We start from the raw sequence: 15,388 nt of genomic DNA, 5'->3' as shown, positions 1-15,388 counted from the left end.
TGGTGGGCTTTTTTTGTTATTTAACCGATTAAAATTTCATTTGATAATTTGTAAGATTTTTTTCTTATTTTTGAAAAAAGATAAATCAGATGTTTGTCAGACATATACACCCAAAATTGGGTAGCTATGTATGATTTTGTCAGACATATATATGTTTATTATGTGTTATTAGAGAAGAACTCACTATGAAATTAAAAAAACTTCTACAGGATGGATATTTCCCAAAAGAACTTCCACCACCTTTTCATACAAAATCCTTTGGAGAAAAATCAAGGTTTGTAATTTCAAAATGGCAAAAATTATTAGCTGATGAGCAATTACAAAAACCAGGTGAATTACCAAAAGATGCAAAAAATAGATTTAATGAAAATTTCACTCAAAAATATGGAAGCTCAAAATTGATTGAATATAGTATTTCTAAAGGTGTATATTCTAGAAGAAAACTTGAAATTCCAAACCCTAAGCAATATCTTGACTTATCACAAGCCATAGTTGATAATTGGAAAATTATTAGTGATACGTATAAAATAAGCTCTTACTCAGAAAGTAAACCTGTTTTACACAAAGCAAAGCGCTCCATAAGAACAAAAAGTAAATCGTGGAATAACTTTAAATTTGAGCTTATTGAAAAATCTTTTAATAGAAAAGTTGAACTTAAAATAGATATTTCAAATTTTTATCCAACTATATATACTCATTCAATACCTTGGGGCTTACTTGGCAAAGTTGATGCAAAAAAGTATTTCAAAATTAAAAATTCAAAACCTTCTCAATGGGCTACATTGTTAGCTATCGACCCAAAAGCTCAAACATATAGGGTTGCAGATTTTATTGATACATTAGTTAGAAATTGTAACGAAAGGCAAAGTATAGGTATTCCTATTGGACCAGATACTTCATTTCTATTAGCTGAATTAATAGGATGCAGGATTGACTTCGAAATTCATAATAAAATCAACAAAATTTCTCACGAATGTATTAGATATTATGACGATTATTTTTTTTATGTGGATACTCACGGAGAAGCTGAAAATATTTTAAAAATTGTTCAACGAATTTTATATGATTTTCAACTAGAAACAAATGAAAATAAAGTTGGTATTAAAGAAATTCCATTAAGATATATTGAAAATTGGTCAATTACATTATCTAATTTTAAGTTTCAAAACAATGATAAATACGAGCTTAGAAATTATTTTACAATTCTTTACTCTATCGTTGATAGTAATAAATCAAATTCGTCTTGGATTATAAACTATGGATTAACGCGTTTTGAATATGGAAATGTAAAGATTAAAAAAGAGAATTGGCAGATATTTCTATCATTGCTTTTACAAACTATATTAATTGATCCGAGTAATATCAAACAGATATTCAAAATTATATTATCATATAAAACCTATGTCAACCCTAAATCAAAAGAAAGGATTGCATCAGTTTTAGACAAAATTATAACCGAACACATAAGTCTTAATCATTCTTTTGAAGTTTCGTGGTCACTTTGGTTTTATAAGTCATTTAACATCAAATGTAAAAGTGAAACAATCTCATCTGTACTAAAATCTCATGACGAAATCTCAAAATTAGTTGCTTTAGATTTAATTGATTCAAAGCTATTCCTTGGCAAAAAGCCGACATTAACTGAACTTGCTAAATCTTTAACTTCTCAATCGCTATTTGATGAACATTGGATTTTAGCTTATGAATCATATATAAAAAATTGGCTTGACTTTAAAGGGCGGAATATTTTAAACTCAAATGACTTTTTCAATATTCTTAATTACTATGACATTTCATTTTATGATGTAAATCTTCAGCTAAAAACCGAGTTTATAGTTCATCCACCAATAGAATTTGGAGATCCATTTGGAGATTGGCCAAATTTTCATGATGATGATGGTGATGATGAAGACGAAGAAGAAGATGAAGGTGGAGAATACTAACAACACGTAACAGCCGCTACAATTGATGTAGACATTGGGCATAATGGAAAGATATTTCTGTATATTTAGCTTAAGTCCAAATGGAATGGTTTAGGGCAATATAAACCCAAACCTAGCAAAGCCGGCAAAACGTAAAAAAAAGTTATTCACTACTACTCGCCAATACTAAAGCATAAAAAATCCCGAATTCCTCGGGATTTTCTCATTATCCCATTCTCCATTCTCTTCACTCTTAAAAAAACTTCTCAACCTACCATTTGAATTTCAATTCGTTATAAATTTTATTTAAAATAAATCTAAATAAACTTTGTGAATTCATTTTGACTTTATATTTTTGCATCATTATTTTAATTAAATCTAAATAAGATGTATAAAAACATTTTAAAAACTATAGTCCTATTGTCTTCACTACAGGCAATTGCCCAAGAAAACCCTAATGATGTTAGCGAAAACTATTTTACCGTAAACGATACCGTAAAAAAACTAAAAGAAGTAGTGGTTACCGCAAAAAATAATCCATCAAAATCTTCAGTAAACAGAGCAGGAATCAAAGAAAAAGATTTACCTCAAGCGGTTCAGGTTATTGGAGCAGAAATCATTCAACAACAACAATCCATTCGTTTGAGTGATGTGGTTAAAAATGCTAATGGTGTTTATGTAGGTTCGGCTCGTGGTGGCGCTCAAGAATCGTTTTGGTCAAGAGGTTACGATATGTCGGCAAACAACATGTTTAAAAATGGATTTCGTTTCAACAGCGGTTCTATTCCAGAGGTTTCTTCGTTAGAAAAAGTAGAAATCTTAAAAGGAAGTGCAGCACTTTTATACGGAAATGTAGCGCCTGGAGGAATTATGAACATGGTTACCAAAACACCTAACTTTAAAACTGGTGGCGAATTCACTATGCAAGCTGGAAGCTATAATTTCTACAAACCTTCGGCTGATGTGTATGGTGCTTTTAATAATTCGATTGCGTTTCGCTTTAATGGTTCGTATGAAAATTCAGAAAGCTTTAGAGATTATGTTACTAAAGAACGTTACTACGTAAACCCTTCCCTACTTTTTAAAGTGAGCGATAAAACAGAAATCACGCTTCAAGCCGATTATTTAAGCGACGATTGGACACCTGATTTTGGAACAGGTTCTATTATTGCTGATGTACCGAGAAACGCTTATTTAGGAGCAAAATGGTCAAACGGAAACACAAAACAAGCAACCGCTTCTATATTAGTAAATCATGAATTCAATAAAAATTGGAAACTAAATTTTAATTCTTCTTTCCAAGATTACGACAGAGAATCTATTGGTACAGAACGTATTCAACCAAATACAGACGGTAGTGGCGATTGGAATCGTCCGTATGGAAGAAATAAAGCAGTAGAACAAATTTTGGCTAACCAAATTAGTTTACAAGGAAACTTTAAAACAGGAAAAATCAAACACCAATTGTTCACAGGAATCGATACAGAAATTTCGTATGCCGATGCGTACACGTTTAGATTTTTCAATCCTGCTGTGTTAGATGGAAATGGTGATCCAGTAACCGTAACTACTTATGGAAACCCTGTAAACATCTTTGATCCTGCTTTATATGATGCAACTTACGATGGTCCAATTATGCCATCTGAAGTAACAAGAATCGTAAAAACAGAAACTACTCGTTTTGGAGTTTATGCACAAGATTTGATTTCGTTCTCTGACAAATTCAAAGCATTATTAGGTATTCGTTATTCGTACCAAGAAGCAAAACCAGAAACTCATGATAAAGTTAACAACACAATCACTGAAGAAAAAATTCGTAACGACAGAGCTTTTTCGCCAAAAGTGGGATTGATTTACCAACCTACAAAAAGCATTACTTTATTCTCAAGTTATTCGAATTCGTTTACACCAAATACTGGAATAGATATTAATAACGAAGCTTTAGAACCATCAATTATTGACCAAATTGAAGCCGGAATTAAAAACGAATTCTGGAAAGGAAAATTAACTACAAACGTTACTTTATACCAAATTGTAAACAGCAATTTAGTTCAAACGGCAGAATTTGACGCAAACGGAAACATCAATACAAATCCAAACCTTAAAGCGTTAAGCGGTGAAACAACCAGTAAAGGAATCGAATTAGACATTACGTACAAACCAATAGACGATTTCAATATTATGGCAGGTTACAGCTACAACGACATGCGTTATACAGAAACAACTGGATTAACTGGAAGTTTTATCGAAGGCGATCGTTTAGTAAGAACACCACAACATACGGCTAATTTAAGTTTCTTCTATACCGTTCCAACAGGAATGTTCAAAAATGTATCAGTTGGTGCTATTGGAAACTACATTGGAGACAGATTTGGTGGTTGGAACAATCAAGTAGATCCAACACGACCAAACGGAATTTGGGATAGAGAAATTCCTGTAAATGGCTACACAACTATTGATGTATCTTTGGGCTACAATTGGAAAAAATTTACATTACTATGTAAATTATCAAATATTACAAACGAGTTAAACTATACATTGCACGAAAATTACAGTGTAAATCCAATTGCTCCAAGACAAATTTTAACTTCGTTACGTTATAAATTTTAAGAACTCAATCAGCACAAAAAAATGAAACAAAAATTAGTTAGAGACATTCACCGCGATTTTGGTTACTTCTATGTAGGATTGATTATTTCGTTTGCTTTTTCGGGAATTTTAATGAACCATAGAGAACATTGGCATCCTGAAAAATACACCATCGAAACCAAAAACATCGAAGTAAAATTACCAGAAGAAAGCCAAATTACAGAAGAATTTGCTGAAAATTTAGGAAAACAATTGGGCATAGATGATAAAATGCGTCGCCACAATGTAAAGAAAGGCACTTTTAAAATTTCGTTTGAAAAACACGATGTAGAAATCGACATGAAAACAGGTAAAGGTGAAATTGTTGCTTTCAACAAAACACCAATTATCAGCCAAACGATGAAGTTGCATAAAACTACTTCGAACTGGTGGATTTACTACTCTGATATTTTTGGAATTTCCTTAATACTTATTGCCATCACGGGAACTTTAATGGTAACCCACGGCAAAAACACCTTTAAACGAAGAGGCTGGAAACTAGCCGTAGCCGGAATAATTTTTCCAATTTTAGTTTTAATTATTTTGAGTTAATAGAAAAGGTTCGCTAGTGCGAACCTTTTTATTTTATAACCATTTAGCAATCTCATCCGCTTGAATACTATGATGTGAAACACGATACACCACTTCCCCATTCTTTAAAACAATAATTTGTGGCGATTGGTGAATTACACTCAATTCATGAGCAATAAAATTAGAAACACTTCGGTACAAAAGCAAATCCAAATAATTAAAATCGGCTTTAGCAATCAATACATCATTTCCACTAACCAAGCGCTCTTTAGCATAAGCACTAATACCACAAGTCACACTATCCTTAAAGATAATTTGAGGTTTTTCATTCGATTTCTCAACAATTTCTCTTACTTGTTGTTCTGTTGTGATGGGATTCCAGTTTTTCATAGTATATTTTTTGTTTCAAGTTTCAAGTTTCAGGTTTCAGGTTTTTGGAACACAGATTGTAAAAATAAGAGTAATCTTTAAAATCTATTATGAACTTTATTCAACGTGAGGCTTGACTTATTTTTTTATATGACTTATATGTTAAATTAACCTTTGTGTAAAAATCTAAGAACTACAAGACAACATCGAACACCCAACTTTATGTCGCGCCCAATCTGGTCGTTTGGCAAACCATTTTTCTTGTTCTAGTTGTTCGTTGTATGGATTTTTTAGTAAAGTATACAATTCATTAATTAGCGAATAATCTTCTTTCTCTGCCGCTTCAATGGCTAATTGTGCCATGTAATTTCGCAATACATATTTTGGATTAATGGTATTCATAGCTTGTTTTCTTTCTTCATCTGAAAGAACTTCTGCTTTAATTTTCTCCAAATACAATTCCATCCAATTCAACCAACTCGTTTTTAATGTCGTTACAATTTTATCGGGTTGGTAAAACGCTATGGTAATTTTAGCTAACGCTTCATCAGAAGTATCTGTTTTTACTACATTGGCCAAGTTGCGATAGAAAATCGTCATATCCGTTTCTGAAGCAGTCAACAAAGTAATTAATTCATCTTGAAAATCGGCATCATATTCCGCTTGTAATCCCAACTTCTGCTGTTGCATTATCGGAAATTGGCTATCAAATTGCTGACTATAACTATTCAATACTTGTTCCATCGAATCAATATCTTCAATCAACGGATACAAAGCATTTCCTAATTGTACTAAATTCCACAAAGCAATATCGGGTTGGTTTCTGAAACGATATCTTCTGCCTTCTGCATCGGTAGTATTTGGTGTCCAATCAGGATCATAATCTTCCAACCAACCATACGGACCATAATCAATCGTAAGTCCTAAAATCGACATATTATCCGTATTCATCACACCATGAACAAAACCAACGCGTTGCCAATGCAACACCATTTCCACCGTTCGATTAACTACTTCCTGATAAAACTGCAAATACTTTTCTTTTCCCGGAACTGTAATTTCAGGATAAAAATACTCAATCGTATAATCAGCTAACGCTTTTAAATTCTTACTATCTTTTCGAGCAGCAAATAGCTGAAAATTCCCAAAACGAATAAACGAAGGCGCTACTCTGCACACTACTGCACCATCTTCATAAGCGGCATTTCCATTGTACAAAACATCTCGTAAAACTTTGTCACCAGTTGTCACCAAGGATAAAGAACGAGTAGTAGGCACACCCAAATAATGCATCGCTTCACTACACAAATGCTCACGTATAGAAGAACGTAAAACAGCAAAACCATCTGCTGTTCTCGAATAAGGTGTTTCGCCTGCTCCTTTCAACTGTAAGGTCCAACGTTGGTTATTATGCAGCATCTCAAACAAATTAATCGCTCTACCATCACCAAGTTGTCCTGCCCAATTCCCAAATTGATGTCCGGCATACGCCATAGCATAAGGTTTTGAATCTGGATAAACAGCACTTCCTGAAACCAAATTTAAAAAATCAAGAGATTGTGTTTCTGCTTGAGAAATCCCTAATAATTCAGCCACCTCATCAGCAACATGAAGCAATTTAGGATGTGATGGAACACGAGGTGATACAAACGAAAAAGCAGCATCAAATACTTGTCGTCTTGTATTAGAAACATTTGAATCGGCAGGCAATTCTTTATTGAAAGTATCGTTAAGGTTTAATTTCATTATAAAAATGGCTTGTTCTTTGCAAAGTTACTCATTGTAAATTTGTAATAAACAGCAATAATCTTCAAATTTTGTTAAAATTACTCGCTAAGTGTAATAAAAAAATCATTTCTGCTACTAACTAATTATATTTGTTTTAGAATTAAAAACCAAAAACCACTTTTTATGAAAAAAATATTGTTTTCAGGTGCTGTTTTATCTTTGATTTTGATGAGTTGCTCATCATCAAAGGTTACTACAAAAGCAGATCTTGGCACTTACATTAACACAATTACTGCTCCAGAATTAAGTAAACACTTATATATTGTTGCTGGTGATGAAATGCAAGGAAGAAATACTGGAGAAGAAGGACAAAAAAAAGCAGGAAAATACTTAATTGAAGAGTATAAAAAAATGGGCGTTTCTTACCCAGAAGCAGCATCAGATTGGTATCAAAAAGTGCCATCTGAATTTATGAAAAGAGGATTTGCTCCAAAATTGAATGATTCAGAAAACATTTGGGCTTTCATTAAAGGTTCTGAAAAACCAGATGAAATTTTAGTAATTTCTGCGCATTACGACCACGTGGGAATGAAAAATGGTGAAATTTATAATGGTGCCGATGATGATGGTTCTGGAACGGTTGCTTTGTTAGAAATTGCACAAGCATTTAAAGAAGCTCAGAAAAAAGGACACGGACCAAAACGTTCTATCTTATTTTTACACGTAACTGGTGAAGAACACGGTTTACATGGTTCAAGATATTATTCAGAAAATCCGTTATTTCCTTTAGCGAATACTATTGCGGATATTAATATTGATATGATTGGAAGACGTGATACATTACATCCAAATACAAATAATTATATTTATGTAATTGGTTCAGACAGATTAAGTAGTGAATTACACACCATTAATGAAGAAGTAAATGCAAAATATACCAAATTAGATTTTGATTACAAATACAACGATAGAAACGATCCTGAAAGAATTTACTACCGTTCTGACCACTACAACTTTGCTAAAAAAGGAATTCCTTCTATTTTCTTCTTTAATGGTATTCATGCAGATTATCACTTACCAAGTGACACGCCAGATAAAATTGAATACGATGCTTTAGCAAAAAGAACACAATTAGCTTTTGCCTTAGCGTGGGAATTAGCAAATCGTCCTGAAAAAATAAAAGTAGATAGAGACGGAAAATAAATCCGAACCTTATAAAAATAAAAACTCCTGATGATTAGTCAGGAGTTTTTTTATGATATTGTGTTTGAAATTAAAATACAAACATTGCTCTTTCGCTCATTAAATCATTTACTTCTTCTGCTACTTGTTCTAAAACAGCTTCATCAGTATGATTCATTAAAACTTTATCGATTAAAGCTACGACAGTTTCCATATCTACTTCAACCAAACCACGAGTTGTGATTGCTGGAGTTCCCACACGAATACCAGAAGTAACAAATGGTGATTTATCATCAAATGGCACCATGTTTTTATTTACAGTAATTTCAGCTTTTACCAATGCATTTTCAGCATCTTTACCTGAAATCCCTTTGTTTCTTAAATCAATTAACATCATGTGGTTATCTGTACCACCTGAAATTAATTTGTAACCTCTTTTATTGAATGCTTCTGCCATTGCTTGTGCATTTTTCTTCACTTGCATAGCATAACGGAAAAACTCATCAGTTAAACATTCTCCAAAAGCAACCGCCTTAGCAGCAATAATGTGCATTAAAGGTCCACCTTGATTACCAGGAAAAACAGACATGTCTAAAACGTGAGACATCATTCTGATATCCCCTTTTGGAGTAGTTAATCCCCATGGATTCTCGAAATCTTTCCCCATCATTATCATTCCTCCTCTAGGACCTCTTAACGTCTTGTGAGTTGTGGTTGTTATAATATGACAATGAGGAACTGGATCATTTAATAACCCTTTAGCAATTAATCCTGCTGGGTGTGAAATATCGGCTAACAATAAAGCACCAACGCTATCAGCAATTTCTCTGAAACGTTTAAAATCCATATCACGAGAATAAGCCGAAGCTCCAGCAATAATCATTTTTGGTTTGTTTGCAGTTGCAATTTCTTGGATTTTATCATAATTCAATACTCCTGTCTCCTCTTCTACTCCATAAAACACAGGATTGTATAATTTTCCAGAAAAATTCACTGGAGAACCATGTGTTAAGTGACCTCCGTGAGATAAATCAAATCCTAAAATAGTATCACCTGGTTTCAAACATGCTGCAAAAACTGCTGTGTTTGCTTGAGAACCTGAGTGAGGCTGCACATTTACATATTCAGCACCAAACAAAGCTTTTGCTCTGTCAATTGCAATTTGTTCTACAATATCTACTACTTCACATCCTCCGTAATATCTTTTACCAGGATATCCTTCAGCATATTTGTTGGTTAAACATGAACCTGCAGCTTCCATTACTTGGTCGCTAACAAAGTTTTCAGAAGCAATTAATTCAATTCCGTGAATTTGTCTGTCTTGTTCATCAAGAATTAGGTCAAAAATTTGTTCGTCGCGTTGCATTGCAATAAATATTCGTTAAAATTAGGTCAAAATTACGAAAAAGGTTTGTTACATTGATAGATAATTTTATATTTGATTCATAATTTTTCAACAACAAACTAACAATACAATTATGCCAAATATAGCAAACGACCCCCTAAGAAGATCTTGGATAAATGTTCCTGAAAATAGTGACTTTCCTATTCAAAATATTCCATTTGGTGTTTTCATTACAAAAGAAGATGTTATCACCATAGGAACCCGAATTGGAAATTGCGCTATCGACATGGGTGCTTTACAACAATTAGGTTATTTTGAAGGTATTGAACTTACAGATGATATGTTCATGCAAGACACACTTAATGACTTTATTTCTGACGGAAAAAAAACATGGCGTTTGGTAAGAAATCGCTTAGCAGAACTTTTCGATGAAAATAACCCAAAATTAAGAGACAACAAAGAGCACAGAGAAGTTGTTATCTTTAAAGTAGAAGATATCGAAATGCTTTTACCTGTTCAAATTGGTGATTATACTGATTTTTATAGTTCAAAAGAACACGCTACTAACGTAGGAAAAATGTTCCGTGATCCAGAAAATGCGTTGTTACCAAACTGGTTACACATTCCTGTAGGTTATCACGGAAGAAGTTCTACGATTGTTCCTTCAGGTATTCCTGTACACAGACCATACGGACAAACGTTACCAAATGGAGAGACTACTCCTGTTTTCGGGCCTTCAAGATTAGTGGATTTTGAATTGGAAACTGCTTTTATTACTACTGATGCGAATTTAATGGGAGAACCAATTCCAGTAGAAGAAGCAGAAGAACACATCTTCGGAATGGTATTATTTAACGATTGGAGTGCGCGCGATATTCAAAAATGGGAATATGTGCCACTTGGACCATTCTTAGCGAAAAACTTTGCTTCATCAATTTCACCATGGATTGTAACAATGGATGCTTTAGAACCCTTTAGAGTAAAAGGTCCTGAGCAATCACCAGAACCATTACCATATCTAAAACAAAAAGGGGCAAAAGCATTTGATATTAATTTAGAAGTTGCGATTCAGCCAGAAAATGCAGTAGAAACTGTGGTTTCTCGTTCTAACTTTAAATACATGTATTGGTCAATGGCGCAACAATTAGCGCATCATACCATTAATGGTTGTAGAGTAAACTCGGGCGATATGATGGGAAGCGGAACAATCTCTGGACCAACAGAAGATTCTTTTGGTTCGATGTTAGAATTGAGTTGGGGCGGACAAAAACCATTAAAAATGAATGATGGTTCTGAACGTAAATTCATCAACGACAACGATACCGTAATAATCAGAGGATATTGTCAAAAAGACAATCTTAGAATTGGTTTTGGAGAAGTTTCAAGTAAATTGTTACCAGCAGTAGAATTGAAATTTTAATTCAAATTTATAAAATACTCAAAACTCCGAAAGACGATTTCGGAGTTTTATTTTTTTAGCCCTGATGGAAGTGGCATCCTTTTTGTTTTTTCTTTAAAAACAAAAAGATAGAACGTACAGCAGGACATAGCTCCAAAAAAATTTTATCTTTGTCAAAATATTTAATTTTATGAAAAAAATTACCCTATTATTTTTATCACTAATCGTCTTTTCTTGCGGTGTAAAGCAAACGCAATCTATGCTAAGTAATGGTGACTATGATGGCGCTATCATTAATGCAGTAGATGCTTTACGTACCAACAAAAACTCAAAAGGCAAACAAGATTATGTCTATTTATTAGAAGAAGCCTTCGCAAAAGCAAAACAACGCGATTTAGAATCATTGAATTTGTTAATCAAAGAAAATAATCCGGCTAACTACGAAAGAATATTTAATCTTTATAATCAATTACACAATCGTCAAGAACGTATTAAACCACTTTTACCACTTCAATTATTAAAAGAAGGTCGAAATGCTATTTTTCCGATGGACGATTATTCGGATGAGTTAATTAGTAGTAAAAATAATCTTTCGGGATTTTTATATGCTAATGCTAAAAAGTTATTGGCCTCTAAAAACAAAATGGATTTTAGACAAGCTTTTGATGATTTAGCGTATTTGGATAAATTAAATCCTGGTTATAAAGATGTTCGTGCTTTAATGGACGAAGCTCAATTCAAAGGAACTGATTTCGTTCATGTTTACACAAAAAACGAAACCAATATGGTAATTCCAGTTCGTTTACAGGATGATTTATTGGATTTTAGCACCTATGGAATTAATGATAAATGGACTGTTTATCACAACAATAAACAGAAAAATATCAATTACGATTTTGGTATGATTGTAAATTTCAGACAAATCAACATCTCTCCAGAACAAGTAAAAGAAAAACAATTCATCAAAGAAAAGCAAATCAAAGATGGTGTTAAAACACTTTTAGATGCCAACGGAAATGTAGTAAAAGATAGTTTGGGCAATCCAATTAAAGTGGATAACATGAAAACTATTACGGTTAGTATTTACGAATTTACACAATTCAAATCGTGTCAAGTAACAGCTAAAGTAGATTATATTGATTTTAGAACTAATCAACTAATAGATGCATTCCCAGTAACAAGCGAATTTATTTTTGATTATATCTACGCCAATTATAATGGTGACAAACGTGCTTGTGAAGAAAATTATTATCAATATTTTGATAGAAGAGCCGTTCCGTTCCCAAGTAATGAACAAATGGTGTATGATACAGGCGAAGATTTAAAAGCCAAGCTAAAAGGAATTATTACCAATAATAAGTTTAGAAGGTAAGTTTTACTTATTTAAAAATTAAAGACAGTTTATACTGTCTTTTTTTATGTCTTGAAGTATCCAAATAAACCAAATCCGACAGTTTTTAAGTCATTTTGACATTGTTTCAAATATAAAACCATTTAAAATCAGTCATTTTGACCGATTTTTCACATTGGAATACATATTGAACAATTCCGAACATAAGCAACAAACTAAAAAGATAATTTAAAAAATGAACATCAATAAATTTACAATCAAATCGCAAGAAGCTTTGCAACAAGCACAGCAAATTGCACAAAGTTTTGGGCAACAACAGCTTGAAAACGAACATATATTCAAAGGAATTTTAGAAGTAGACGAAAACGTAACACCTTTTATTTTGAAAAAACTCAACGTTAATGTGGAGCTTTTCAAAAAAGTATTAGACAGTACGATTCAAAGTTTTCCAAAAGTTTCTGGTGGCGATATTATGTTTTCTCGTGAGGCTGGAACTACAGTAAACGAAGCCGAAATTATTGCTAAAAAAATGAACGACGAATTCGTTTCTATCGAACATTTAATTTTAGCCATTTTCAAATCGAAAAGTAAAGTTGCACAGATTTTAAAAGATCAAGGTGTAACTGAAAAAGGTTTGCAGGCTGCTATCGACGAAATGCGTAAAGGAGAACGCGTAACATCGGCATCGGCTGAAGAAACCTATAATTCTTTGAACAAATATGCCAAAAACCTAAACGAATTAGCCAAAAATGGTAAACTCGATCCAGTAATTGGTCGCGATGAAGAAATTCGTAGAGTTTTACAAATTTTAACGCGTCGTACCAAAAATAATCCGATGTTGGTTGGTGAACCTGGTGTTGGTAAAACAGCCATTGCCGAAGGTTTAGCACACCGAATTGTTGATGGCGACGTTCCTGAAAATCTAAAAGATAAAATCGTCTATTCGTTAGATATGGGCGCATTAATTGCCGGAGCAAAATACAAAGGTGAATTTGAAGAACGATTAAAAGCCGTAGTTAAAGAAGTGACTTCTGCCGAAGGAGATATTGTACTTTTCATTGACGAAATTCACACGCTTGTAGGCGCTGGCGGTGGTGAAGGTGCTATGGATGCCGCTAACATTTTAAAACCTGCTTTAGCTCGTGGAGAATTACGTGCGATTGGTGCAACGACATTAGACGAATATCAAAAATATTTTGAAAAAGACAAAGCACTTGAAAGACGTTTTCAAAAAGTTTTAGTCGATGAACCTGATACTGAAAGTGCGATTTCGATTTTGCGCGGTATCAAAGAAAAATATGAAACGCATCACAAAGTGCGTATCAAAGACGATGCTATTATTGCGGCTGTCGAATTATCGCAACGTTATATTACCAATCGTTTTCTTCCAGATAAAGCTATCGATTTAATGGATGAAGCAGCTTCTAAATTGCGTATGGAAATCAATTCAAAACCTGAAGAATTAGACGTTTTGGATAGAAAAATCATGCAATTGGAAATCGAAATTGAAGCCATCAAACGTGAGAATGATGAAACGAAACTGAAAGTTTTAGGCTTAGATTTAGCCAATTTGAAAGAAGAACGTAACGAAATTTTCACCAAATGGAAATCGGAGAAAGATGTGGTTGACAATATTCAAAATGTAAAACAAGAAATAGAAGATTTCAAAATTGAAGCCGAACAAGCCGAACGCAATGGTGATTACGGAAAAGTAGCCGAAATTCGTTACGGAAAAATTAAAGAAGCTCAAGAACGATTAGATGTTTTGCAAATTCAATTAGCTGAAAACCAAGCAGGAACTTCCTTAATCAAAGAAGAAGTGACTCGTGAAGATATTGCCGAAGTAGTTGCCAAATGGACCGGAATTCCCGTAATGAAAATGCTTCAAGGCGAAAGAGAAAAACTACTTCGCTTAGAAGAAGAATTACACCATAGAGTAGTTGGTCAGGAAGAAGCTATTGAAGCGGTAAGCGATGCCGTTCGTAGAAGTCGTGCCGGATTACAAGACATGAAAAAACCAATCGGTTCGTTCTTATTCTTAGGAACTACAGGTGTTGGGAAAACCGAATTAGCCAAAGCCTTAGCCGAATATTTATTTGACGATGAAAATGCAATGACCAGAATCGACATGAGTGAATATCAAGAACGTCATTCTGTTAGTCGTTTAGTTGGTGCGCCTCCAGGTTATGTGGGTTATGACGAAGGCGGACAATTGACCGAAGCGGTTCGAAGAAAACCATATTCTGTAGTATTATTAGACGAAATTGAAAAAGCACATCCTGATACATTCAATATCTTGTTGCAAGTTTTGGATGAAGGAAGGTTAACCGATAACAAAGGTCGTGTGGCGGATTTCAAAAATACGATTATCATCATGACTTCAAATATGGGAAGTGCTATTATACAAGAGAAATTTGAAAATCTAAAAGGTGGAATTGATGCCGCAACCGAAGCTGCCAAGGTGGAAGTTTTAGGTTTATTGAAGCAAATTGTTCGACCAGAATTTATCAATAGAATTGACGAAATTGTAATGTTTACACCATTAACAAATGCAAATATTAAAGAAATTGTTGGTTTACAGTTGAAAAGCGTTATTAAAATGTTGGCGCATCAACAAATTACAATGGACGCAACACCAGAAGCAGTTGAATACTTGGCACAGAAAGGTTTTGACCCACAATATGGTGCTCGACCTGTAAAACGTGTTATTCAGCGCGAAGTATTGAATCAACTTTCAAAAGAAATATTAGCTGGTAAAGTTACTATTGACAGCATCATTTTGTTAGACAGTTTTGATGGGCAATTGGTTTTTAGAAACGAAAGTGAATTAGTAAAGTAAATAGTTTTTTTCATAGATTTGATTAGTTGAACACTTAGCATCTTAATTGATGTTAGGTGTTTTTTTATTACATTTGAGTAACTAACCAAAAAAC

The 15,388-nt window shown here is 33.5% G+C and carries 10 protein-coding genes; 7 read left to right on the top strand and 3 right to left on the bottom strand.

Annotated elements, in window-relative coordinates; genetic code table 11:
- The first annotated feature begins 185 nt into the window (after positions 1–185).
- From M9Q43_RS03730 to M9Q43_RS03720, 3 genes are all read left to right on the top strand, one after another.
- Positions 186–1,943 carry an RNA-directed DNA polymerase gene (locus M9Q43_RS03730; protein ID WP_262317636.1) on the top strand — a complete coding sequence of 586 codons (1,758 nt, stop codon included), beginning with the start codon at positions 186–188 and terminating at the stop codon, positions 1,941–1,943.
- Positions 1,944–2,342: 399 nt separating this feature from the next.
- Complete coding sequence (locus M9Q43_RS03725; RefSeq protein WP_316044623.1) at positions 2,343–4,532, top strand: TonB-dependent siderophore receptor; 2,190 nt, start codon at positions 2,343–2,345, stop codon at positions 4,530–4,532.
- 21 nt (positions 4,533–4,553) lie between these two features.
- A complete protein-coding gene (locus tag M9Q43_RS03720; RefSeq protein WP_262317634.1) occupies positions 4,554–5,102 on the top strand; it encodes a PepSY-associated TM helix domain-containing protein in 549 nt (182 codons plus the stop codon).
- A gap of 33 nt (positions 5,103–5,135) precedes the next feature.
- Here M9Q43_RS03720 and ytxJ read toward each other — a convergent pair whose 3' ends face one another.
- Together ytxJ and M9Q43_RS03710 are read right to left on the bottom strand one after the other, a co-directional pair.
- Complete coding sequence (gene ytxJ / locus M9Q43_RS03715) at positions 5,136–5,471, bottom strand: bacillithiol system redox-active protein YtxJ (protein ID WP_262317633.1); 336 nt, start codon at positions 5,469–5,471, stop codon at positions 5,136–5,138.
- A gap of 165 nt (positions 5,472–5,636) precedes the next feature.
- Positions 5,637–7,199 carry a protein adenylyltransferase SelO gene (locus M9Q43_RS03710; RefSeq protein WP_262317773.1) on the bottom strand — a complete coding sequence of 521 codons (1,563 nt, stop codon included), beginning with the start codon at positions 7,197–7,199 and terminating at the stop codon, positions 5,637–5,639.
- A gap of 162 nt (positions 7,200–7,361) precedes the next feature.
- Here M9Q43_RS03710 and M9Q43_RS03705 point away from each other — a divergent pair, with 162 nt between their 5' ends.
- Positions 7,362–8,381: a M28 family metallopeptidase gene (locus tag M9Q43_RS03705; RefSeq protein WP_262317632.1), complete on the top strand. Its 1,020-nt coding sequence runs from the start codon at positions 7,362–7,364 to the stop codon at positions 8,379–8,381.
- A 70-nt stretch (positions 8,382–8,451) separates the two neighbouring features.
- Here the strand turns inward: M9Q43_RS03705 and glyA are convergent, their stop codons facing one another.
- On the bottom strand, positions 8,452–9,726 hold the full coding sequence (gene glyA / locus M9Q43_RS03700) for a serine hydroxymethyltransferase (RefSeq protein WP_262317631.1): 1,275 nt from the start codon (positions 9,724–9,726) through the stop codon (positions 8,452–8,454).
- A 112-nt stretch (positions 9,727–9,838) separates the two neighbouring features.
- Between glyA and fahA the strand changes: the two genes are divergently transcribed.
- From fahA to clpB, 3 genes are all read left to right on the top strand, one after another.
- Positions 9,839–11,125 (top strand): fumarylacetoacetase, encoded by a 1,287-nt coding sequence (gene fahA, locus M9Q43_RS03695; protein WP_262317630.1) that lies wholly within the window; start codon positions 9,839–9,841, stop codon positions 11,123–11,125.
- Positions 11,126–11,294: 169 nt separating this feature from the next.
- Positions 11,295–12,476, top strand: a complete 1,182-nt coding sequence (locus M9Q43_RS03690) for a hypothetical protein (protein ID WP_262317629.1) — start codon at positions 11,295–11,297, stop codon at positions 12,474–12,476.
- A gap of 214 nt (positions 12,477–12,690) precedes the next feature.
- Positions 12,691–15,294: an ATP-dependent chaperone ClpB gene (gene clpB, locus M9Q43_RS03685; protein ID WP_262317628.1), complete on the top strand. Its 2,604-nt coding sequence runs from the start codon at positions 12,691–12,693 to the stop codon at positions 15,292–15,294.
- The last annotated feature ends 94 nt before the right edge of the window (positions 15,295–15,388 follow it).

The sequence above is a fragment of the Flavobacterium odoriferum genome, from assembly GCF_025499515.1.
Lineage (GTDB): Bacteria > Bacteroidota > Bacteroidia > Flavobacteriales > Flavobacteriaceae > Flavobacterium > Flavobacterium odoriferum.
This window is presented reverse-complemented; position numbering and strand designations above follow the sequence as displayed.

Excerpts from the sequence above, each read along its gene's own strand:
- M9Q43_RS03720 (WP_262317634.1), top strand. The coding sequence starts at position 4,554 with ATGAAACAAAAATTAGTTAGAGACATTCACCGCGATTTTGGTTACTTC.
- glyA (WP_262317631.1), bottom strand. The coding sequence starts at position 9,726 with ATGCAACGCGACGAACAAATTTTTGACCTAATTCTTGATGAACAAGAC.
- M9Q43_RS03705 (WP_262317632.1), top strand. The coding sequence starts at position 7,362 with ATGAAAAAAATATTGTTTTCAGGTGCTGTTTTATCTTTGATTTTGATG.
- ytxJ (WP_262317633.1), bottom strand. The coding sequence starts at position 5,471 with ATGAAAAACTGGAATCCCATCACAACAGAACAACAAGTAAGAGAAATT.
- M9Q43_RS03690 (WP_262317629.1), top strand. The coding sequence starts at position 11,295 with ATGAAAAAAATTACCCTATTATTTTTATCACTAATCGTCTTTTCTTGC.
- fahA (WP_262317630.1), top strand. The coding sequence starts at position 9,839 with ATGCCAAATATAGCAAACGACCCCCTAAGAAGATCTTGGATAAATGTT.
- M9Q43_RS03730 (WP_262317636.1), top strand. The coding sequence starts at position 186 with ATGAAATTAAAAAAACTTCTACAGGATGGATATTTCCCAAAAGAACTT.
- clpB (WP_262317628.1), top strand. The coding sequence starts at position 12,691 with ATGAACATCAATAAATTTACAATCAAATCGCAAGAAGCTTTGCAACAA.